18 protein-coding genes and 1 tRNA gene are annotated in these 22,739 nt (G+C 43.2%); 13 read left to right on the forward strand and 6 right to left on the reverse strand.

The genetic code is table 11. The annotated features are described in order from the left end of the window. Window positions 1-39: 39 nt before the first annotated feature. Both cphA and C7H79_RS03720 read right to left on the reverse strand, forming a co-directional pair. Entirely contained in the window at window positions 40-2,613 is a 2,574-nt protein-coding gene (cphA, locus tag C7H79_RS03715) for a cyanophycin synthetase (protein WP_106705952.1), read from the reverse strand. Next, the gene (locus C7H79_RS03720) at window positions 2,610-4,928 is read right to left on the reverse strand and encodes a cyanophycin synthetase (protein ID WP_106705953.1); all 2,319 of its coding nucleotides are present in this window, start codon (window positions 4,926-4,928) and stop codon (window positions 2,610-2,612) included. The genes cphA and C7H79_RS03720 overlap by 4 nt, the downstream gene beginning before the upstream one ends. A gap of 259 nt (window positions 4,929-5,187) precedes the next feature. Here C7H79_RS03720 and C7H79_RS03725 point away from each other — a divergent pair, with 259 nt between their 5' ends. The 11 genes from C7H79_RS03725 (at window position 5,188) to C7H79_RS03775 (ending at window position 16,692) form a co-directional block, all read left to right on the forward strand. After that, window positions 5,188-6,477, forward strand: a complete 1,290-nt coding sequence (locus C7H79_RS03725) for an HlyC/CorC family transporter (RefSeq protein WP_106705954.1) — start codon at window positions 5,188-5,190, stop codon at window positions 6,475-6,477. A gap of 143 nt (window positions 6,478-6,620) precedes the next feature. Further along, window positions 6,621-6,697 (forward strand) — tRNA-Arg (locus C7H79_RS03730). 407 nt (window positions 6,698-7,104) lie between these two features. Beyond that, window positions 7,105-8,019, forward strand: a complete 915-nt coding sequence (locus tag C7H79_RS03735) for a PfkB family carbohydrate kinase (protein ID WP_172592346.1) — start codon at window positions 7,105-7,107, stop codon at window positions 8,017-8,019. 2 nt (window positions 8,020-8,021) lie between these two features. Then, window positions 8,022-10,181 (forward strand): HAD-IIB family hydrolase, encoded by a 2,160-nt coding sequence (locus C7H79_RS03740; protein WP_106705955.1) that lies wholly within the window; start codon window positions 8,022-8,024, stop codon window positions 10,179-10,181. A 23-nt stretch (window positions 10,182-10,204) separates the two neighbouring features. After that, entirely contained in the window at window positions 10,205-12,157 is a 1,953-nt protein-coding gene (locus C7H79_RS03745) for an amylosucrase (RefSeq protein WP_106705956.1), read from the forward strand. A gap of 263 nt (window positions 12,158-12,420) precedes the next feature. Beyond that, the gene (locus C7H79_RS03750; RefSeq protein ID WP_106705957.1) at window positions 12,421-13,020 is read left to right on the forward strand and encodes a riboflavin synthase; all 600 of its coding nucleotides are present in this window, start codon (window positions 12,421-12,423) and stop codon (window positions 13,018-13,020) included. A gap of 21 nt (window positions 13,021-13,041) precedes the next feature. Next, window positions 13,042-14,142, forward strand: a complete 1,101-nt coding sequence (gene ribBA / locus C7H79_RS03755) for a bifunctional 3,4-dihydroxy-2-butanone-4-phosphate synthase/GTP cyclohydrolase II (RefSeq protein ID WP_106705980.1) — start codon at window positions 13,042-13,044, stop codon at window positions 14,140-14,142. 60 nt (window positions 14,143-14,202) lie between these two features. Then, the gene (gene ribH, locus C7H79_RS03760; protein ID WP_106705958.1) at window positions 14,203-14,685 is read left to right on the forward strand and encodes a 6,7-dimethyl-8-ribityllumazine synthase; all 483 of its coding nucleotides are present in this window, start codon (window positions 14,203-14,205) and stop codon (window positions 14,683-14,685) included. Then, window positions 14,682-15,182, forward strand: a complete 501-nt coding sequence (gene nusB, locus C7H79_RS03765; protein ID WP_106705959.1) for a transcription antitermination factor NusB — start codon at window positions 14,682-14,684, stop codon at window positions 15,180-15,182. Before ribH ends, nusB begins: the two co-directional genes overlap by 4 nt. A gap of 9 nt (window positions 15,183-15,191) precedes the next feature. Then, window positions 15,192-16,163: a thiamine-phosphate kinase gene (gene thiL, locus C7H79_RS03770; RefSeq protein WP_106705960.1), complete on the forward strand. Its 972-nt coding sequence runs from the start codon at window positions 15,192-15,194 to the stop codon at window positions 16,161-16,163. Beyond that, window positions 16,144-16,692, forward strand: a complete 549-nt coding sequence (locus C7H79_RS03775; RefSeq protein WP_106705961.1) for a phosphatidylglycerophosphatase A family protein — start codon at window positions 16,144-16,146, stop codon at window positions 16,690-16,692. The genes thiL and C7H79_RS03775 overlap by 20 nt, the downstream gene beginning before the upstream one ends. Window positions 16,693-16,750: 58 nt before the next feature. On the opposite strand, the gene C7H79_RS03780 is transcribed toward C7H79_RS03775, so the two are convergent. The 4 genes from C7H79_RS03780 to yaaA form a co-directional block, all read right to left on the reverse strand. Continuing rightward, window positions 16,751-18,133 carry an SLC13 family permease gene (locus C7H79_RS03780; protein ID WP_106705962.1) on the reverse strand — a complete coding sequence of 461 codons (1,383 nt, stop codon included), beginning with the start codon at window positions 18,131-18,133 and terminating at the stop codon, window positions 16,751-16,753. Between the two features lie 619 nt (window positions 18,134-18,752). After that, window positions 18,753-19,136, reverse strand: a complete 384-nt coding sequence (locus tag C7H79_RS03785) for a hypothetical protein (protein ID WP_106705963.1) — start codon at window positions 19,134-19,136, stop codon at window positions 18,753-18,755. 264 nt (window positions 19,137-19,400) lie between these two features. Next, entirely contained in the window at window positions 19,401-19,766 is a 366-nt protein-coding gene (locus C7H79_RS03790; protein WP_106705964.1) for a nuclear transport factor 2 family protein, read from the reverse strand. Window positions 19,767-19,809: 43 nt separating this feature from the next. After that, a complete protein-coding gene (yaaA, locus tag C7H79_RS03795; RefSeq protein ID WP_106705965.1) occupies window positions 19,810-20,592 on the reverse strand; it encodes a peroxide stress protein YaaA in 783 nt (260 codons plus the stop codon). A gap of 541 nt (window positions 20,593-21,133) precedes the next feature. Here yaaA and C7H79_RS03800 point away from each other — a divergent pair. Both C7H79_RS03800 and C7H79_RS03805 read left to right on the forward strand, forming a co-directional pair. Further along, the gene (locus tag C7H79_RS03800) at window positions 21,134-21,331 is read left to right on the forward strand and encodes a hypothetical protein (protein WP_106705966.1); all 198 of its coding nucleotides are present in this window, start codon (window positions 21,134-21,136) and stop codon (window positions 21,329-21,331) included. Window positions 21,332-21,950: 619 nt separating this feature from the next. Continuing rightward, window positions 21,951-22,175 carry a hypothetical protein gene (locus tag C7H79_RS03805; protein ID WP_106705967.1) on the forward strand — a complete coding sequence of 75 codons (225 nt, stop codon included), beginning with the start codon at window positions 21,951-21,953 and terminating at the stop codon, window positions 22,173-22,175. Window positions 22,176-22,739: the final 564 nt, after the last annotated feature.

The following is a 22,739-nucleotide window of genomic DNA, read 5'->3' on the forward strand; positions in this document are numbered from 1 at the left end:
AACAGTTCTTGAATTTACGAGTGGGCAGTACTGAGACTATTATCCGGCTGCAATACGATTATTAATTTGTCCAAGTGACTGCTCAACTTGATCCACAAGAATAAGGCATAAATCGCCATCCTGCAAATTGGATAATGCCGCATCAATTGCAATGGATTCCCCAACTATCTCTCTTATTTTTTGTGTGCGCTTAGCATTTCCCAAACCCTCACGTAATAAAGTCAAAACTTCTCCATCTGCACGTCCCCTCTGGCATTTATCTTGGTATAAAACAACCTCATCGAATGCATCACCAAGAATTCGTGTTTGCTGACGAATATCTTCGTCGCGACGATCACCCGCTGCACTAATAACTACTGATCGTTTCTTGGATGGAATGCTCTCGATAGCGTTCACCAATGCTTGTATTGCATCCGGATTATGTCCATAATCGGCGATTAAGGTAGCATTGCGGTAATTGAAAAGATTAAAGCGGCCTGGCGCAGTTTGTATATTATTAACAAAACTAGTTACACCAGCATAGATAGCTGCCCATTCTAGACCTAGCGCCCAACCAGCTCCAATAGCTGCCATTACATTTTCGATTTGAAAGTGAATTGTGCCATTCTTTGTCAATGGAATTTCGTTCAACGGTATCCGATATTCACTGCAATCCCTCGCAGCGACAATAAAACCATTTTCCACATAGATCACACGCTTATGTTGAACACGATGCATCGCCAACACCGGATGACGACTATCGAGAGCAAAGAAAATGACTGCACCAGGGCAATATTCAGCCATACTGGCAACGAGCGGATCCGCGGCATTGAGAACAGCAGAACCAGTTTTAGGTTGCACATTCTGAACAACAATGCGCTTAACTAAGGCCAGTTCTTCCGCAGTATTAACATAAGCCATACCGAGATGATCGCCTTTGCCAATATTGGTTACAACAGCAATTTGACAGTGATCGAACCCAAGACCTTCACGCAATAATCCACCGCGTGCGGTTTCGAATACTCCGATATCAATATCTGGATGAAAGAGAACATTCTTAGCACTTTTAGGGCCGCTACAATCTCCAGTATCGATACATTGACCGGCAATAAATATGCCGTCTGTGCAAGTAACTCCTGTACGTTTGTTGTCTTGCTCCAGAATATTAGCAATCAGCCGGGTAGTAGTTGTTTTGCCATTAGTGCCTGTCACAGCAATAACCGGAATTCGCACGCCTTCCCCATGGGGAAACATATAATCAATGATTGCCTCGCCCACAGCGCGTCTCTTACCGAAAGAAGGCTGTAAGTGCATGCGTAATCCTGGCGCTGCATTAATCTCAATTATGCCGCCTCTTTGTTCTTCCAAAGATTTCATCACAGTGTTGCAAACAACATCAACTCCACAAATGTCCAACCCTACCACTTGCGCTGCAGCAATAACTCGTGCTGCCAACTCAGGATGAACATCATCGGTTACATCAGTAGCGGTACCCCCTGTGGATAAATTGGCATTATTTCGCAACACAACACGCATTCCTTTGACTGGAACTGATTTCGCTGTCAATCCCTGTGAGGCAAGATGTGCAATAGAAATTTCATCAAGTTGAATTTTAGTCAATGAAGTAACATGCCCTTCTCCTCTCATTGGATCGAGATTAACTTGCTCTACTAATTCATAAATGTTATGTAGACCATCTCCAATAACCTGAGGGGGATCTCGTCGGGCTGCCGCAACTAATCGGTTACCTACAATCAGCATACGATAATCATGCCCTGGAATATAACGCTCCACTATCACATTATTACTAATTTCAGCTGCGAACATATAAGCCGATTTCACTTTTCTTTCGCTAATCAGGTTTACAGTTACTCCTTTGCCTTGATTACTATCTCGTGGCTTTATAACTACCGGCATACCTAATTCATTAGCCGCTGCCCATGCATCCTCGGCATTATTGACTTCCCGACCGAGAGGAACCGGTATGCCAGCTGCGTGTAACAAAACTTTTGTTAACTCTTTGTCCTGCACTATCGATTCAGCCACTGCACTCGTCATATCACTTTCGGAAGCTTGAATGCGACGTTGCTGGCAACCCCAACCAAATTGCACTAAGCTGCCGTCAGTTAATCGGCGGAAGGGAATGCCACGTGCAACAGCGGCCTGAACAATCGCAGCTGTACTTGGCCCTAGGCGAACATCCTCATTGAGTTTACGCAACCGGTGTAAAGCACTTACCAAATCAAATCGGGTATCTTCGATAGCTGAAATACACAATGTCTGCGCCAATTCAAATGCAAGTTGACCAACCCTTTCTTCGCTGTAACCAACTATGACACGGAATATATCAACGTCGGATGTTTGAATCGTGCGACTGAATGTTATCGAACAACCTGCCTGCACTTGCAAATCAAGTGTGGCGGATTCGAGTACATGCGCTATGGTTACGACTTCATGCTGACCAGCAGGCTGGAGCAAAGAAATCTCGGGAAAACGTTCACGCAATCTCGCCTCAAAACCTTGGATATTTTCTATATTGTTTTCAGGCCCAGCACAATGGACAGTAGCTTCAATAGAAGTGTGCTGACTCCATAAGTTAGGTCCCCTCAATGTACGAATGCGCAAAACTTTCATAAACTATTTCCTTGAGTTTGTAAATCATCTACAAGATTGTGATTTTCTGGTTCATACTTTTCTTGGTTGAGACCAAAAGCGTTAATTCCAGTGCGCATAAGATTAGGTTCTATACCTAGTGCCCACGCAACGCCGATAGCGGCAAGAATATTTTCTAGAGCCTGGACACTGCATGAGTCAGCTAAGGTTTCAATCTTCATCAGCGGCAACTCATTTGAACCAGATGCAAGGATAATCATGTCATCGCGCACTATGACAGCACGTTTGCCGAACGTAGGGCCAGTTCCGTTTGTGCGATGTTGGACAATTATTGGTAATTCAGGCTCGATACTGAAGAAAATAACTTCGCCGTGACACAGCGTAGAGATCTCAACCAACATCTCTTCCTTGGCATTGAGCACCGCGGCACCGATAGGTAGCTTTACATTCTTATCAACATCATCTATAGCTGCGGCCGTGGGTGTCACCACATCCACTTGTGAACGCAGTACGGTAAAAACTTGCTTAAACGTTTCAACTCCATGACCCAAATGATGCGACGCATTAACATTGGTAATTACGCCAACTTGACAACTATCATAAGCGAGTCCTTCATTAAGAATGGCATCAAAACCATTCTCAAAAACTGCGACTTCTACAGTTGGATTTATGAGCGTACGGTTTGCAGCTGCCCAGTTGGCACAATTATTGTTATCAATTTTCCTATAATCAAGATAGAGTCCATCACTACATGCTAAACCGACTTGTTTCCCGGAAAGAATAAGCAATCTTGTAATCAAGAATGCTACTGATGTTTTACCATAACTGCCAGAAATCCCAATAATGGGAATCCGTCCGTTTTCTTGATCCGGAAATAAGTGATCAACGATAGATTTTCCAACCGGTCGGGATATGCCTACTGCCGGTTTTATATGCATCAACAAGCTTGGACCTGCATTGACTTCAACAATGGCTCCTCCTTGCTCGCTCAGTGGGCGCGAAATATCTTCGGTTACCAGATCTACACCGGCAATGTCCAAGCCAATCACACGTGCAGCCAGAGATGCTGTAGCTGCAGTGCTCGGGTGAACCAGATCTGTGACATCAAATGCATGATTACCATTTCTTTGAATCAATACTTTGATACCAGCAGGAACAATTGAATCACCGTAATATCCTTGATGCGCTATTTCCATTTGAGCAGCACTATCCAAACGAATTAGATTAAGTGGATGATCTTCTGTCGATCCTCGGCGAGGATCAGAGTTGATTTGCAATTCAACTAACTCGGCAATTGATGCAACACCATTGCCGGTTACAGAAACTGAATCGCCTTTGGTTGCAGCTATCAGTTTTCCTCCAATAATCAAGAGACGATGCTCAGTACCTGCTATGAAACGTTCAACCAACACAGCTGAGCCTTCTTTTAAAGCCATCTGATAAGCGGATTCAATTTCATCTTGACGAAATAATTCAATAAAGACCCCGCGTCCATGATTTCCATCGCATGGTTTGACGACAACGGGTAATCCAATATCTTTTGCTGCTTCCCAAGCGGCTTCAACACTTTCTACGATACGCCCTGCAGGTACAGGAATGCCGCAGGATTGCAACAATGACTTGGTTAAATCCTTATCACGCGAAATGCCCTCTGCAATGGCTGGAGTGAGATCTGTCTCGGCGGTCCAAATATGGCGGCAACGAGCGCCGTAACCAAGTTGTACTAGGTTTCCTTTTGCAGTAAGGCGAATTGCAGGAATGTTGCGTGCTAAAGCAGCATCAACAATACAAGCTGTTGAAGGTCCGAGCCAGAGTGAATCAACCAAGCCCCGCAAATTTTGAATAGCACCGTCGACATCATATGTCGGATGGTGTGATTGTTGAAAATTCATTGCCGCCAGGACCAGTTCGCGCGCTGCATACATCGCAGTTTTCGTGACTTCTGCATGCCAGGCACTTACGACCACTTTATAGACACCACGGTCTGCTGTTTCGCGAGCTCTACCGAAACCGCCACGCATGCCAGCCAAATTCTGCAATTCCAACGTTACATGCTCAAGAATATGACAAGGCCAAGTGCCTTCCTTCACCCGACGCAAGAAACCACCACGTTTTTCATAACTGCAACGATGTTCAACTAATGATGGAAGCCATTGCGATAAGCGTTTATAGAAACCTGGAATCTTGTCAGAAGGAAAATCCTCAAGTTCACCGATGTCAACTATTGCCTCAAGTACAGGGTAATAAGTCCAAATATTCGGGCCATTCAGGTGCTTAATTTCAAGAAACTTGATATCTTTTATACCATTACGATCCGATCTTAGACTGTCAGACATAGGGAAATTGAATTTGAGCGGAGGAATTAGCTTAACGATGTTCAAATCAATTGGTTTACAAGAGTAGAGCAAATTCTGAACATGTAGGATGTAGTGCTATTGAGAATTTTATCTTTGATCTATATGAGATTATAAGTTCTGTGACAACAAGTTTTTAATTTTTCTTATTGACAAACATTCGTTTGAATTCAGAATAACGATTGTTTATTTAAAATTACTATCAATTTATTACTTCAAGTAGAGGTGCTTCTTGGAAGATATGCCGCTGCACATCATGCTGATTGCATTGGTGATCCTGTTGATTCTGTCAGGTTTTTTCTCGTTATCTGAAACCAGTATGATGGCAATTAACCGCTATCGATTAAAGCATCTAGCCAAGCAAGGGCACCATGGTGCCCGACTAACGCTAAAGCTGCTTGAAAAGACAGATAGATTATTGGGCGTTATATTACTTGGCAACAATTTACTGAATACAGCTTCTGCAACGATAGTGGCGGTCATTATTGCCTCACTCTTTGCACAAGATGATTTTGCATTAATTATGGGAACAGTAGGTGTGACCTTTGCCATCCTTGTATTTAGCGAAATCACACCGAAAGTCATTGCTGCTGCTTACCCTGAGCGTATCGCTTTAGCGGCAAGTTATGTGTTGACGCCACTATTGATTATTTTTTACCCTATTGTGTGGTTTGTCAATTTGTTCGTTACTGGATTATTAATCCTGTTCCGACTAAAGCCCCAGCGTGCGGAGCTTGAACAAAAAATAAGTGCGGAAGAACTTAGAATGCTAGTGCTGGAAGGCGGACACTTCATACAACATAAACACCAAAGTATGTTATTGAATCTGTTTGATCTTGATGCAATCACGGTGGACGATGTCATTGTTCCACGCAACCAAATTGAGGCGATTGATCTAAATGCTGATGATGAGCTTATTCATGCGCAATTGTTAACTTGCCATCATACTCGCCTGCCAATTTATCGTGAGCGCATGGATAATATTGTTGGTCTGGTCCATGTGCGTAAGGTTTTAAATCAAATGCAGGGAGGGAAAATAACGGCTTCCACAATCGAGAAAGTAATGCGCAAACCATATTTCATCCCTTCTGGTACCTCATTGTTCTCGCAACTGCAGTTATTTCAGGAAAACCAGAAAAGGGTGGGGCTGGTCGTAGATGAATATGGAGAATGGATGGGGTTGGTCACATTGGAAGACATCATTGAAGAAATTATTGGTGAATTTACTACTCAAGCACCTACTCAAACCAGTGTTTTTCTGAAACAGGAAGATGGCAGTGTGATTGTCGAGGGTAGGACATTGCTGCGTGAATTAAATCGCAAGCTTGATTTTCAGTTCCCGTTGGATGGACCAAAAACCTTGAATGGATTAATTTTAGAATATTTTGAAGATATTCCCGAAGCAGGCACAGGTCTCAATGTTGCCGGTTATCCAATGGAAGTTATTCAAACCAAAAATCGAACAGTAAAGACTGTTAAAATTTTTCCCGCTTTGACTGAAGTTGAAACCAAACATTCTGAGTATAATTAGATTGGGAAAATGCATTAAATTTATTGTCAATACAACAACAAAATCGTCAAGTCCTGATCAATCCAAGTTGGACGGAAATAACAAAAGCAGTTATTCTGTTGCCCGGTAGACATTATAGCTAGTTTGGTTGTTTATCAAAGACAGCGCCCATAGCTCAGCTGGATAGAGTACCGCCCTCCGAAGGCGGGGGTCGCACGTTCGAATCGTGTTGGGCGCGCCATATTTCATCACAAATTCAAGCTATTGGTGATTAATTTCTTTGCGCAAATGCGCTATCAGTGGCTTTCTGTTTAATTGAGTTCAACCATAAATTTTTATTCTATATGTTGTTGAATAATTGATTTTGAAATCACTTGGGTACAGAATAACTTCGTTGAAACAAGATTTACTTCTTGAGTTCGGTAACAATGGTGATTGTTGCTTGATTTGTTGATGATTAGCCATTCATATGCTTGTTATGGTAAGGTGATAAGGCTGTTTTGCGGTAATTTCTGTATCACACAAAATGCATTATCTTTATCAAAATAAGTGATAGCTATTTCAGCAGCTTCATTGTGAGTCATTCAGCTCAGAAGTGGGCCTCAAGATTTTCGTTCTGTAATTAAACCAAGAAAGTGATTGGTATCCATGGCATCTATTGGGTCAGAAACAATAATATTGTTCGGTGAAGTTCTGGCAGACATATTCGATGACCGGAAAGTGTTCGGAGGCGCTCCGTTTAATGTCGCGCGTCACCTGCAAGCATTCGGGTTGCATCCGCTACTGATATCGCGCATCGGAAACGACGAACTGGGTTGCGAATTGCTTGCTCAGATAAAAGATATCGGCATGGATGATTGCGGTATACAGCTTGATGATTTACATCCAACGGGGCAAGTAATAGTTCATATGGAAGAACGTGGTCATCGTTTTGAAATTTTGCCAGAGCAAGCTTATGATTATATTCAAGCAGATATATCGCATAGAATTATTTCGGCCTTGTGCCCGAAATTAATTTATTTTGGAACCTTGGCGCAGCGCAATGCAGTTTCCGCCCATGCTTTGGTTTCGTTACTGCACAGTAACAAGGCACCGCGATTACTGGATATCAATTTGCGTAAACCTTGGTATGACACACGCATATTAAAACACTCTTTGATGCACGCAAACCTGGTAAAAATAAACCAAGAAGAACTGGATGTATTAGCGGTACTTTTCCGGTTACCCGGCATCAATGAAGTGCAAAAGGCAGCAGCGCTGATAAAGCACTTTGGTTTGGATAGCATGTTGGTCACCTGTGGTGAAGAAGGGGCTTGGCAACTTGATATCGAAAACAAAGTGATAAATGTTGCTGGAGTGGTATCTTCACAGCCTCTGGTGGATACAGTCGGTGCCGGTGATGGTTTTGCTTCTGTGTATTTACTTGGGCATTTGCGCAGATGGCCTGTCTCGCTTACCTTGTCGCGGGCAAACACCTTTGCCGCTGCTTTGTGCGAAATACGGGGAGCCATTCCTGATTCTCCTGATTTTTATAAACCGTTTATTGCGGATTGGAAGATATAACGATGGATTTGATTAATAATGAGAATTCCTTGTATATTTTGATGATTAGTCCGCATGGATTAATCAGGGGAAATAACATGGAGTTGGGGCGTGATGCCGACACAGGTGGGCAAACCACCTATGTTGTGGAACTAATGCGTGCTTTGGCACGTCATTGCGAAGTCGGGCAAGTTGATTTGTTGACAAGGCTGATTGAAGATCCCGCACTGTCATCGGATTATTCCCAACCTATTGAGGAAATTGGGAATGGTGCGCGTATTCTGCGTTTACCTTTTGGTCCATCTCACTACGTGCGCAAGGAAATGTTGTGGCCCCATCTAGATCAGTTGGCTGATCGCAGTCTACATTTTTTGCGTCAACAAGGCCGATTGCCGGATCTGATTCACACGCATTACGCGGATGCGGGGTACGTAGGTCAACAGCTATCGCAGCTTCTGGGCATACCGCAGGTACACACGGGTCACTCATTAGGGCGCCCGAAGCAATTACACTTACTGGCGAGCGGTCGAAAAAAACAGGCTATTGAGCGTCAATTCAATTTTGAGCGACGTATCATGGTTGAAGAGGATTTGTTGGTTAGTGCTGCTATGGTGATTACTAGCACCAGACAGGAAGTCACCGAACAATACGGTATGTATCATAATAACGAAAGTGGTCGTTTTGTCGTGATTCCGCCAGGCACCGATATTGCTCGTTTTTCACCGCCAGGGCGCAGAAAAATCAATCCGCATGTTATGCATATGGTGGACAAATTTTTTTCTGATCCCGTCAAACCGATGATACTTGCAATCTGCCGTCCTGCCATTCATAAGAACTTAAAAGGGCTGGTTGATGCTTACGGAGGCAATCCAGAATTACAAGAGAAAGCCAATCTGGTGATCGTCGCTGGCAATCGTGACGATATACGTGAACTCGATGAAGCATCACAAAAAGTGCTGAGGGAATTGCTGCTGGACATTGATCATTATGATTTATGGGGCAAGGTCGCAATACCCAAGCATCATAACGCAGAAGATGTGCCGGAGTTGTATCGTTTTGCTGCACGTCGTCGTGGTGTATTCGTTAATCCGGCATTAACCGAGCCTTTCGGTTTGACCCTGATTGAAGCTGCTGCCAGTGGCCTGCCTTTTGTGGCTACGGAAGACGGTGGACCACGAGACATTGTGGCCAATTGCTGTAATGGTCTTCTGGTGAATCCACTTGACCCAGTCGCAATTGCCGACGCGATTAATAACGCATTATCGGATAAGCAACAATGGCGACTGTGGGCCAAGAATGGCGTGGTGGGCGTGCGTCGTCATTATAGTTGGGACGCTCACGTAAGCAAGTATTTGAGGGAGGTGCGCAAGTTGCTGCGCCGTGATCGTAAACGTATGCGTCGTCAGATTGCATTTACCATGCAAAATGGCAAATCACCCATGCCTTTGGCGCGTAAAGCGCTGATTAGCGATATAGACAACACCCTGATAGGCAATAAAGAAGGATTGGCGCAACTCATTGCTTGGTTGAAAGATCATGCAGGATCGATAGTTTTCGGTATAGCGACTGGGCGTTCTCTGGAAAGCGCGGTGAATGTACTCAAAAATGCGCGGGTTCCGATTCCCAATGTATTAATCACTTCAGTTGGGAGTGAAATTAATTATAGCTATAGACTTCAACCGGATGTTGGCTGGGCGAATCGTATTGCGTACTTGTGGCGACGAGAGGCATTAGAGCAAGTATTGTCTGACATTCCTGGACTGACACTTCAACCTGCCGTGAATCAGCGTAAATTTAAGCTAAGTTATAACGTGGCATCGGAGAAAATGCCGTCGCTGGACGACCTGTACCAGTTGCTGCGAGAACATCGTTTACATGCGCGACTTATCTACTCCCATGAGAAATTTCTTGATGTATTGCCTGTACGCGCTTCTAAAGGGCATGCCATCCGATATTTGGCCTACAAGTGGGGATTACCTCTGGAAAATTTTCTAGTTGTGGGTGACTCTGGTAATGACACGGAAATGCTGCTTGGTGATACGTTGGGTATAGTAGTGGGCAACCACGGTGTGGAGCTAGAGCCGCTGCGTGGTATGGAACGAATATATTTTGCTCATGGTCATCAGGCGAATGGTATTTTGGAGGGGCTGGCACACTATGGCTGGCGTATTACGGATAACTGATAACTCTGGGTGTATAGAAAATCATGTATGAACAAATTTCACATTCGCTGCTCAATGATATTTTGGTTGAATTAAGGCAAAAATCAAAGCCGCAGAATTTGCAACTTTTTTATACTCGATTAGGTGCGAATTTCTATGCTATTTACTCGCTATTCCATACGCTTTACGGGGATCGATCAGATTTCAAAGAACACATGCGGAATCTGGTAGAGACGCTTATGCGCCAATACGTCAATAGGTCCAGCCAACTCAAGAAAATTGACCTGGAACGAGAAAAAGAACACAACTGGTTTCTAAGCCAGAAATGGGTGGGCATGGCACTGTATTGCGATGGTTATGCAGATAATCTGGAGGGTATGCTACCAAGACTCAGTTACCTGCAGGAATTGGGAGTTAACTTAGTGCATATTATGCCTATTTGTGACTGTCCTGAAGGCAAAAGTGATGGCGGCTACGCTGTAAGAGATTATCGTAAGATTGATAGTCGATTCGGTACTTTTAAGGATTTTGATAAATTAGCTGCCAGTATGAAGAAACGCGAAATGTTGTTGGTGCTCGATGTGGTCGTCAACCATACCTCTGACCAGCATGAGTGGGCAGAGAAAGCGCGCCAAGGCGATAAGACCTATCAGGATTACTACTTCATTTTTGATGATCGATCAATTCCCGACATTTACGAAGAATCTATGCCTGAAGTGTTCCCGGAAACTGCACCCGGCAACTTCACATGGGATGAAAGAATGGGCAAATGGGTAATGACCGTATTTAACCAATATCAATGGGACCTGAATTACCGGAATCCGACGGTTTTCATAGAAATGCTAGACATCATTTTGTTCTGGGCTAATCAAGGTGCTGATATTCTGCGGCTTGATGCTGTTGCATTCCTGTGGAAGAAAATGGGCAGCGCTTGCCAGAACGAGCGCGAAGCGCACCTGATTCTGCAACTAATGAAAGATTGCTGCCAAGTTACAGCACCAGGCGTATTGTTTATTGCAGAGGCCATTGTATCTCCGACCGAGATTATCAAATATTTCGGTGAAGATGCTATTAATGCAAAAGAGTGTGAAATCGCCTATAACGCAACCTTCATGGCGTTGCTGTGGGACGCAGTGGCGACAAAAAAAGCCATACTGCTTAATAAAGGTATTCAGAATATTCCACAGAAACTTGAACGGGCCACCTGGCTTAATTACGTACGCAGCCATGATGATATTGGTTTAGGTTTCAGCGATGCCGATATCGTCGCTGCTGGATATGAACCGCTATCGCACAGACGCTTCCTAGTTGATTATTTTACTGGAAATTTTGAAGGATCACTAGCAGCAGGGCTCGCTTTTGGAAGAAACATGGAGACTGGCGATGCGCGAATTTCAGGATCTCTGGCTTCACTTGCGGGACTCAAGCGCGCGTTGGAGACTCATGACCTCAATGCGACGAATACGGCTATTAAAATTATTCTTTTGTTACACGGGATGATCCTCTCGTTTGGCGGAATTCCGATGCTGTACTACGGAGATGCTATCGGGACACTAAATGATGATTCCTATCTTAATGATGAGTCCAAAAACAACGACAATCGTTGGACACACCGTCCAAAAATGAATTGGGAAGATGCTATGCAAAGAACTCAGCCGGGAACAGTTCAATACAGCATATTCAATGGGATAAAAAAAATGATTTCAGTGCGCAAGGAAATACCAGCTTTTGCGGATAGAAACAATCGCGAAGTACTGAATGTAGACAATCCTCATTTATTTGTGTTTTCACGATTTGATCAATTTAATAGCAACTCACGAGTTCTGGTAGTTGGAAACTTCGATGATGAAGTGCAATTCCTAAAGCTGCCTCCACTCCAACAGATGGGTTTTTTTCAGTATGAATCCATTAAGGATTTATTAAGCGGAGAAACCTTACATGTGACAGATGAGAGTTTAATGTTTCCTGCGCGGTCAATCTATTGGTTGCAAGCATAATGAGGAATATAACCCAGATATTTTACCATCTGACCTAACCCGAATTGATATACCCCGGCTTGTGGTGATATTCATTAAGAGTCCAGATTTGGTTCGACCTTGATTTTTCATCAAGTAAAAGTTTTCAGGAGATACGTATTTACAACTTCTGCAAGGTATACTTACAAAAGTTCTAGCGAACTGTTTATTGAGCGTAACGTTGATTCAAATTCCTTGCTGCGCACCTTGATCATTTGTGCCATTCGAAGTTAATACATAGTGAAATGTTTACCGGAATTATACAAGCAGTGGGTGAAATTACTCAGATCCAACCCATCAGCGATGATAGCAATAATGGATTATCTTTAAGAATTTTTGCTGGGGAACTGGATCTGAGCGATGTTAAAGTCGGCGATAGCATTGCTGTGAATGGTGTCTGTCTTACGATTACTTCTTTTTGTGTTAACCAATTTACAGTTGATGTTTCACAAGAAACATTAAGCTGTACCCAGGGGTTTAATCAGACCGGTATATGTGTCAACTTGGAAAAAGCGTTGCGTTTGTCGGATCGGTTGGGCGGCCACTTGGTCAGTGGTCATGTGGATGCGACGGGTATCGTAGTTAAATTTGAACCTGCTGGAGAGAGCTATGAATTGATCATTCGAGCGCCGGATTCAATATTACGATACCTGACACACAAAGGTTCGGTCACAGTAAATGGAGTTAGCCTGACAGTAAATCAAGTTGAAGGAAATGAATTTTCTGTCAATCTTATTCCGCATACTTTAGCGATGACTACTTTAAATGAATTGGTGCCTGGAATACGGGTTAATCTGGAAAGTGATATGTTGGCACGCTATGTAGCAGGGTTGCTAAACATCTAACGTAATTCGGGAAAAATGGATATGAGTATCAGCGCGATTCAGGAAATTATTGCCGATCTAAAGCTGGGCAAAATGGTTATTCTGATTGATGAAGAAGATCGCGAAAATGAAGGTGACCTGGTTCTTGCCGCTGATTTTGTAACACCGGAAGCCATCAATTTCATGGCTACCTATGGCCGTGGACTGATTTGCTTAACCTTAACCGAGGAAAGATGCCATCAATTGGATCTGCCTTTGATGGTATCTTCTAATCGTGCGCCGTTAGGTACTAATTTTACCCTTTCCATCGAAGCAGCTAGTGGTGTCACTACGGGTATTTCTGCGGCTGATCGTGCTCGAACCATTCAAGTAACTGTTAAAAAAGATGCGAAGCCAGAAGACATCGTGCAGCCAGGACATATTTTTCCACTGATGGCCCAGAAGGGCGGTGTGCTGATGCGTGCCGGGCATACCGAGGCAGGTTGCGACTTAGCCAAAATGGCAGGTTTGACTGCAGCCTCGGTAATCTGTGAGATTCTGAAAGAAGATGGTAGTATGGCACGGTTGCCCGATCTCGTAGCGTTTGCGCATAAACATCAACTTAAAATTGGCGCGATCGCGGATTTAATCGAATATCGCAATCAAACTGAAAGTTTGGTCACTCGTGTTGCTGAGCGTGCAATCCAAACTATGTATGGTGAATTTCAATTGGCGGCCTACCGCGATGAAATAACACATATGATCCACTTGGCTTTGGTCAAAGGCAAAATATATCCAGCAATTGAAACATTGGTGCGCGTGCACGAGCCATTGTCGGTGATTGATTTGTTGGATGTTCATGACAGCACGCATTCCTGGAATATCCATGCTGCGATGAAATTGATCGCTGAAGCAGGGAGTGGTGTTATCGTACTATTGCATCGTAAAGAGACTTCGGCCAAACTGATCGAACGCATTGAATCACAGGAACCGTATTTTTCCAGCACGGTCAAGACAGATTTGCGCGATCATGGTATCGGCGCCCAAATCCTTAAGGATCTTAGCGTAGGAAAAATGCGATTAATGGCAGCACCGAGAAAAATGCCCAGCGTGACAGGATTTGGACTGGAGGTGACGAGTTATGTGGAAACACACAAACAATAAATTTTAAATTTTGATTAAGCACTAAAAGTCACATCATTACTAATCATACAGGAGCCTGGTATGCCGTACTATGACGATATTCTTGAATTTGAATCGAATCTGGATGGATCAGATTTACGCGTTGGTATTGTCATGAGCCGTTTCAATATAGATGTTGGGGAAGGACTGCTGAGCGCATGTACCGCAGAGCTTAAAAGAAATGGTATGCAGGATTCGAATATTCTTATCGTCACAGTACCAGGTGCGTTAGAAATTCCGCTCACGATGAAAAGAATGGCCATGTCCGATCAGTTTGATGCACTGATTGCATTGGGCGCAGTGATACGTGGTGATACCTATCATTTCGAAGTGGTTGCCAACGAATCAGCGCGTGGCTTGCTCATGGTACAACTTGAAGCTGAAATTCCCATCGCCAATGGCATATTGACGACCGATAATGAAGATCAGGCTATTGCCCGGATGAGCACTAAAGGCATGGAAGTAGCCCAGGTCGCACTGGAAGTGGCCAATTTGCATATCAAAATTGATGAAATCGATATATGAGCGGTACACTTCCCGATACAAACTCCCCCACAGATAAAAAAACGGAGAAATATAAAAGCCGCCGTCGGATTGCGCGTGAATTTGTACTGCAGGGCATTTATCAATGGCGAACGGCGGGCGGCACAGCGAGTTCTATAGAGCAGCAGTTGCGTGAGTCCGATGAATTCCGATATGTCGACGAGAAGCATTTCGCCCATGTACTACAGGGCGCATTGCAAAACGTGGATGAATTGGAAAAAAATATCCGGCCTTGTTTGGATCGCCCACTCAATGAACTGAGTCCGGTAGAGTTTGCAATTTTGTTATTGAGCACGTTCGAGTTAATTCATCACCCGGAAATCCCTTATCGTGCCATTATCAATGAAGCAATTGAATTAGCCAGAACCTACGGTGGCAGTGACGGCCACAAATATGTTAACGGTGTGCTGGATAAACTGGCTATTCAATTACGTAGCGTCGAGATTCAAGCACAAAAGGCAACTAGAAACCGCGTGTAGTTTTCCAACATGTGTTCAGAATTCGATATTATCCACCGCTATTTCAAACGAACTGCAACTGGCGCAGTGCTGGGAATCGGTGATGATGCAGCACTCATTACATCCACAACAGGAATCGAATTGGCGATTTCAACGGATACGTTGGTGTGTGGTAAACATTTCTTTCCAGATGCTGATCCTTACAAGCTCGGCCATAAGTCCCTGGCAGTTAATCTGTCTGATATGGCAGCAATGGGCGCTAAACCGCGATGGGCATTGCTGACTCTAACAATACCGAATGATCTGGTAAATCAAAATACTGCTTGGATATCTAAATTCAGTGATGGTTTTTTTGCATTGGCTGATTCATACCAAATCGAGTTGATCGGTGGAGATACTACCGCCGGACCATTGAATATCGGAATACAAATTATCGGTGAGATTGCAGCAGGCAAAGCATTGCGGCGGAGCGGCGCCAAGTTGGGCGATGATATTTGGATTTCCGGTCAAATAGGCGATGCGGCTTTGGCATTGCAGCATGAGTTGCGGAATTTCACTTTGAAATCCACTGAGATTGAGCAATGCCTGCCAGCGCTACTGACACCGACCGCTAGAGTAAAGCTTGGACAGCATTTAATTGGCCTGACACATAGTGCCATCGATATTTCCGATGGATTAATGGCCGACTTGGGGCATATTTTAACAGCTTCCGAAAAAGCAGCTTATATTAATATAATTGATATACCGTGCTCCCCAGTATTAAAAAAATACCAGCAGCAATCAGTAGCAATGAATTGCCTGCTGGCGGGCGGTGATGATTACGAGCTATGTTTTACCGCTCCGAAAATAAATCGCCCGAAAATTGAAACGCTTGCAGCCGAATTGGCCATTCAGCTCACTCGTATCGGTGAGATCTATTCCGGTGAAGGCTTAATTGTGAAAGATGAACAGGGAAATACAATGACTTTTGACACCCAAGGATATGACCATTTCAGAAACTGATATACACAATCCATCCAGTGCTTCACCACCACCATTCCGGCCGAATGTGGAATTTATTTACGGCCATCCTGCTTTTATGATTGCATTCTCGGGAGGAGCCGGATTAAGCCCTGTCGCGCCTGGGACGGTAGGAACATTGGTCGCTTTTCCATTATTTTCGTTATTCAATCATTATCTCAGCCCTATTTATTTTTTGTTGCTGATTGATATTCTTTTTATCTTGGGCATTTGGGCGTGTGGTATCACCGGTAAAGCGCTGGGAGATCCTGATCATGGAGGCATGGTATGGGATGAAACCGTGGCATTTCTTTTGGTACTGTATTTCATCCCGGAACACTGGGCTTGGCAATTGTCTGCATTTGCATTGTTTCGTCTGTTCGATATCGTAAAACCTCAGCCCATTCGTTATTACGATAATCACTTGAAAGGCGGGTTCGGTGTCATGTTTGACGATTTATTAGCCGCGTTTTTTACTCTATTATGCTTGGCTGGGTGGAAGGTCTGGGTGTTATCTGACGGTTATTTTTGACCTTGTTAATTTTTGAATCTCACGATCATTCGAGCCAATCATTCAAAATTGGAACCCGCTATGCAACCAAGAAATAACACACCAGCGTAATTACTAATACACCAATAAAATTTAACACCACCCCTTCTCTTATCATATTGGCAATAGAGATATGACCACTGCCAAAGACAATGGCGTTAGGTGCTGTTGCAACGGGTAGCATAAAGGCGCAACTCGCGCTCATCGCAGCGGGTACCATTAACAAACTTGGTTCGATACCTGCAGCGAGCGCAGCGGGCGCCAGGATCGGCATCAATAATATCGTGGTCGCGGTGTTACTGGTGGCTTCCGTAAGAAAAGTAACGCTCAGTGCGATAACGACTATGATTAGTAGTGGGTGTAGATTGGCAAGAATCGCCAGTTGATCGCCGATTGCACGGGATAGCCCGGATTCTACAAACGCCTGAGCAATGGCTATGCCTGCGGCAAATAAGATGAGAATACCCCAAGGTACTCTCTCTGCAGTTTTCCAGTCAAGCAGCTTGCCACCTCGCCCGTTGGGTATCAGAAACAGAATTACCACAGCAATCAACGCGACGATCGCATCGTTCGCGCCATTGAGGTCAAACCAGCTACTCCAGCCGCCGAATGGTTCAAGACGCGTAATCCACGCCAAGGCGGTCAAACCAAAAATGATAAGCACGCGGCGTTCTTCGGGGCGCCAGTCACCCGTCGGAGGAATCATCAATACACCTTGATATTCCAGTTTGCGTGTGAGCCATAGCCCGGCAATTGGAATAAAGATCACCACGACGGGTAATCCCCAGCTCATCCATTGTGAGAAACTCACCGCCGTTCCGGTAAAATTCTCATACTGTTGCATGAAGACCAAGTTCGGTGGCGTCCCAATCGGTGTTCCCAGACCACCGATATTGCTACCGTAAGCAATTGCTAACAGCAAAGGTATGGCCAATTTCTTATCCGGACTTTGCGTAATGACCGCTAGTGCAATCGGCAGCATCATTAACGTCGTTGCTGTATTCGATATCCACATGCTCAGCACGGCAGAGGCTACCATAAATCCCAGCACAATGCGGCGGCTACTGAAGCCACCGACAAGATTGACCATTCCGAGCGCGATACGCCGATGTGCACCGGAACGCTCCATTGCTGCTGACAAAATAAATCCACCGAGCATCAATAGAATCAACTCGTTGCCATACGCCATGGCTATTTTCTCCTGCGGTAATACGCCGAGGAGCGGAAAAACTGCTAACGGAATAATGGATGTTACAGGAATCGGGATCGGCTCAAAAATCCACCAAACCACGCACAGAACGGCCACAGCCCCGGTCCAACAGGCGTATTCTCCCCAACCAAACTGAGACATGGCAAAGAACATAGCGATGGCAAGTATTGGGCCAACAATTAAAGCCCACTCGCGATTGGGAGTAAGGGTCATAGAATTTGAATTCTAGTGAAGAGGGATCTGCAAAAGATGTTGTGCAGCAAAGGACTTGCATCATGCCGGAGTGTGGGAAGGACGTCAATCATCCGGCATCAGATTGAAGTAGCGTAGGGACTATGATCCTTGACGGTTAGGGAATTACTAACAGTTAAGGTATTGAAGTAATAAACTGATGGTAAGTATCATCCAGCTTCTCAGATTACACTGATAATCCTTTCTTCAACCAAAATAACACTCCGATTATTATAGCTTTGTATGGAATGTTGTGGTTGACAGGAAACATCAAGTCAGAGAAATTGATCATGTTATTAGTTTTCTGATTTTCAGAGTTTAGGTTGTAAATTGTTAAGTATGTTTTGAGCCGGCTTGCAACATGTCTCGGAAATATCTTTACAGTGATTAAGGAGCAACTGATTTAAATATCTGGCTCTCAACCAAATGCTTACTTTGGGGAAATTCCTGATAGCAGCATATTCACAAGGGAGCAAGATTTCTTTATTTTAGAAAAATAGCTGAAAATTTAGTTTTTGGGATAAAAAAACAGCCGTCGATTATCCGACGACTGTTAGCTCTCTGTTGAGTTATTTGCAGTCCCTGCTGCCTTGCTACTGAATTATCTGATTGTCGATGTATCTAGCTTGAAATTAAGTCGGGCTTTGTTGAAAGCTGAATTATCTTGATCTTTTGCTAGCCTTTTATGTAGATTTGCATTGTTCAGACTTTCTGTCAGTACTGCCTCATATCCGCGAATATTCGCGATAGTATGAGATTTGAAGTCCTGACCTCGTCTACCATAGTAATAAGGATGTGCTTCATAATCTTCGAGTGCTGCTTTGTTTTTTTGTAATTTTGCTTCGGTTTCCTTAGCAATAATTTCATAATATTCTGCCAATGCAGCATGGTTGTTGTCATCAATTCCTTCTACTGCGAATGCAGACGAAACGGTTAAGCTAAATATTAAAACAGAAATTAATGCAATGAATTTTTGTGTTTTCATGATCAGCTCCTTCGATTTCTTCGATGGTGAATTCATGGCTATCATAATAACTATATATACTGCAATGAGTATATTGGGGAAACTCTGTTTTTTATCTAATGGTTTCCATTGGAGGTTAGGTCTTTAATATGTAGCAGTTCAGGCTTGATCTGAGAATCATGCTTGACAGAAAGTGGGGTTATTGGGTTTGGTAGAGGTACGGCCCAAATGCTTGTTCGACTCACGTACCCCCTCCCGTTCTTTATTTAATCAATTTCGCACGGATTATTCCTCCGGCTTGCAAACCGTGATATTCCGAATCAATCCATCTGAGGTAAAGTAAATGCGTTCCAGTCCAAATCGTGTCACTGGTTCGCTGGTAGAAATATCCGTGCTGGTCATGGTAAACGCGAATTCCACACCATTTTGTTCGATGTTGCGATATTCCAGGACGGCCCAATGCGCATCGGGAAAGCGTGCGAAAAAGCTTGTCATCATGGTATGAATCGCGTTGGCACCTCGGTAAGTGCCGAAGTAATCGGAGTGGTAAGTGGCATCACTCGCAAATAAGCATTTTATGCGTGCAAGATCGTGATCATTAGATAGCTTCACGTATTTTCTAGTCAGTTCAATGAATTGTTTGATGGCCATGGCTCTTCTATGTCAAAAGTACAAGTGGGCTGTTAGCTGAAAATCACGCAGCATTCGATTGGGCGCGAGTGAAGATCCATTCAGCTTGATCACTGTTTCGCTCATCAAATTGATATCCCGCAACATCAAATTTCTTAATAGCTTCCGGATCTGTGAGCTTGTTCTGGATGATATATCGACTCATCATGCCCCGAGCCTTCTTAGCAAAAAAACTGATAATTTTATAAATACCATTTTTTTCATCTTTAAAAACCGGAGTAATGATACGTGCTTCCAGGCTCTTCGTTTGCACTGACTGGAAATACTCGTTTGATGCCAGGTTGATTAGAATACTGTCATTCTGTTTCTTTAGATCTAGATTCAATGTATGGGTAATTTTATCGCCCCAGAATTCATACAGGTTTTTGCCGCGCGAATTTTTAAATTGAGTACCCATCTCCAGTCGATAAGGTTGCATCAGATCCAGTGGGCGCAACACACCATATAATCCAGATAAAATACGCAAATGATCTTGTGCAAACGCCAATTCAGCAATAGTCATTGTCTCAGCACTCAAACCGGTATAAACATCCCCTTTGAATGAGAGAATTGCTTGTTTTGAATTCTCCAGCGTAAACGGACGCTGCCAGGTGTGGTAACGGTTTGAATTCAAGATTCCCAGCTTGGAACTGATCGACATCAATTGACTGATTTGATCAGGCTCCAGTTTTCGGAGCGCATCAATCAGCTTGGCAGAGTCATCGAGAAAGACAGGTTGTGTATATTCCCGGGTGATAGGTGGGGTTTCAAAATCCAGCGTTTTGGCCGGTGAGATAACAATAATCATGTTTTTCATCCCGAAATAAAAAATATTATCAGATTTATTTAGAGAGTAAGGATTACTTGTAGTTTGCGTATTGATTCCTTAAATACATTTAGCGAACATTGCAAGTCAATATGAAGATCGTTTGTTATCAACAAAAGAAGTAAATTATGTTTGAGTATTTTAATTTGTTCATAGCATTGATGCTGGAGTTGTTGAGATCGTTGGATCTTCTGGCTCAACGTAATGGAATAGAGAGTCTGCGACAAACCAGTAAAATATTTGCGGAGGTGGCGCGTAAAGTTTCGTCGTCAGTGGTTCTGGTGCTGTTCCAGAAACATTATAAATCTGTCTCTAGAAGAGCACTGTCGTATTTAACCATTTCACTAACAGATTTATTTAACTATCATTATGGAAGATTCTTAGATCTTAAGAATCAAAGACAGCATCATTGTCTGGTAAACCACTACACAATTAATTAATTAAGAAGCTCAGATTTGAATAATGCTGTAACTTCGATTATGCTATCCGAACAAAAAACAAAACCGATTAAATAGGAGATTACATGATTAGATTTTCACTATTGACAGTTGCATTTGCAGTATTAACACTAACAGCCTGTGAAGGTAAAAAGAGCCTTGATGGTTATCCTATGGATAAACCCCCTCCATCAGCATATGCTCCTAGAGATTCTGAGCCTACTTTTGATGCGGCAGATACTCAAGCAGCAGAGAAAGAAAAAGCTGGTAAAGATCAAGAGTAATGGAATGGACGCCGATTGCCTCAGTAGCGTCTAGGTGCCAAAAGTAGCGGCAATACAACTCAGCTTGCTGTGATTGAGAGCTAGATAGGGCGTCCATAAGTATGAAATGATAGTTGTGAAATAATTTGCGAAGCGGATTCACAGGCCGCACACCAACTTGGCCTTAATCAAGAATGTAGAGTAATAAATGCTCCTTTCGATGTTTCCTGTTAGATGGGATTCATCTAGGCCAAGACAATATAGAAGTAAAAGAGTTAGAGTTGCGGATTATGTTCAACGACACAAAGAGATCAGAACCAGTCAAAGCCCGGAAGTCATTTTGAGCGGTGACTAGAATGCTACTGTTGAGTCTGCTTGTGGCATGTTCCCAGAAATGGACAAAAGAACCTCATGAGGTAGAATAACTAGCTTCCAGTTTTGTCCTCCACTACTAGTCAATCAAATTATTGCAGTATTTTCGCGCGATATTGTCTACTCTGACAGTTGCTTCTTTTCAAAAAAATCTGACAAACTACCTTGCTTTATTAGATTGTTAGCTTAAAACTTGCTTGAACGATTTGCTAAAATCGTTATATACTGCAGAACTTACTCTAAAAAATTTTATAAGGAAAATTAAATAATGAAATATACTATTTTTTTAGCTGCATCTTTATTGGTTTTGACATTAGCTGCATGTGGCGGAAAACCTAGTCAAGCATTACCTGAACAAGAAAAAGAAAACTATGAGAAACTAATGCGTGGAGAAGAAATTGAATGTCCTCATGGTCTTGATGGTAATGGTAATTGCTTAAAAGAAGGGGCTGATGCTCGTCCTTATGGTGGCACTAGCAAACCTGGGCATTAAAAGTTTGTACATAAGAAACCAGCTTAATTTCTTACAGAATAAAAAAACCGTCCTCAGTGGCGGTTTTTTTATTCTGTAAGAAATTAATGAGAATCCACTATTGCTAGCCGTTTGTATTACGCAAATACCCTGGGGAAAAATAGCCGTACTGGTATAAAGTTTGCATTTTTTACTGGAATTCATGAGTCAATTCTTACAACAGCCAGTTGACGCGCCGATCAATCGATTACTGTTACCTGCAATGCCGCTACGAAGCAGTGTAATTTCATAAATTACGTTAAGATGCTGAATGATGATATATGAATATTGCCACCAACATCACATCCATCAGGCATTGTGATGGTGCACTCAGTGCAAAACCGAAAGATAGCGATGCTTATGAATCGAAAATGATTTTTCTATGATGAGAGTTTGTGCCTTGTATATTTATTGGGTAGATGCCGATTTCTGATATCTTTTATAAGACATGTTAGTATTGCTGTTATCTACAGTAAATTCTGAATATAATCCAGAACGGGTGCAGCCCATAAGAATAAAACGATGTACTAGAATTGAGCGTTGAGC

The sequence above is a fragment of the Nitrosomonas supralitoralis genome (assembly GCF_003011925.2).
In the GTDB taxonomy this organism is placed as follows: Bacteria; Pseudomonadota; Gammaproteobacteria; order Burkholderiales; family Nitrosomonadaceae; genus Nitrosomonas; species Nitrosomonas supralitoralis.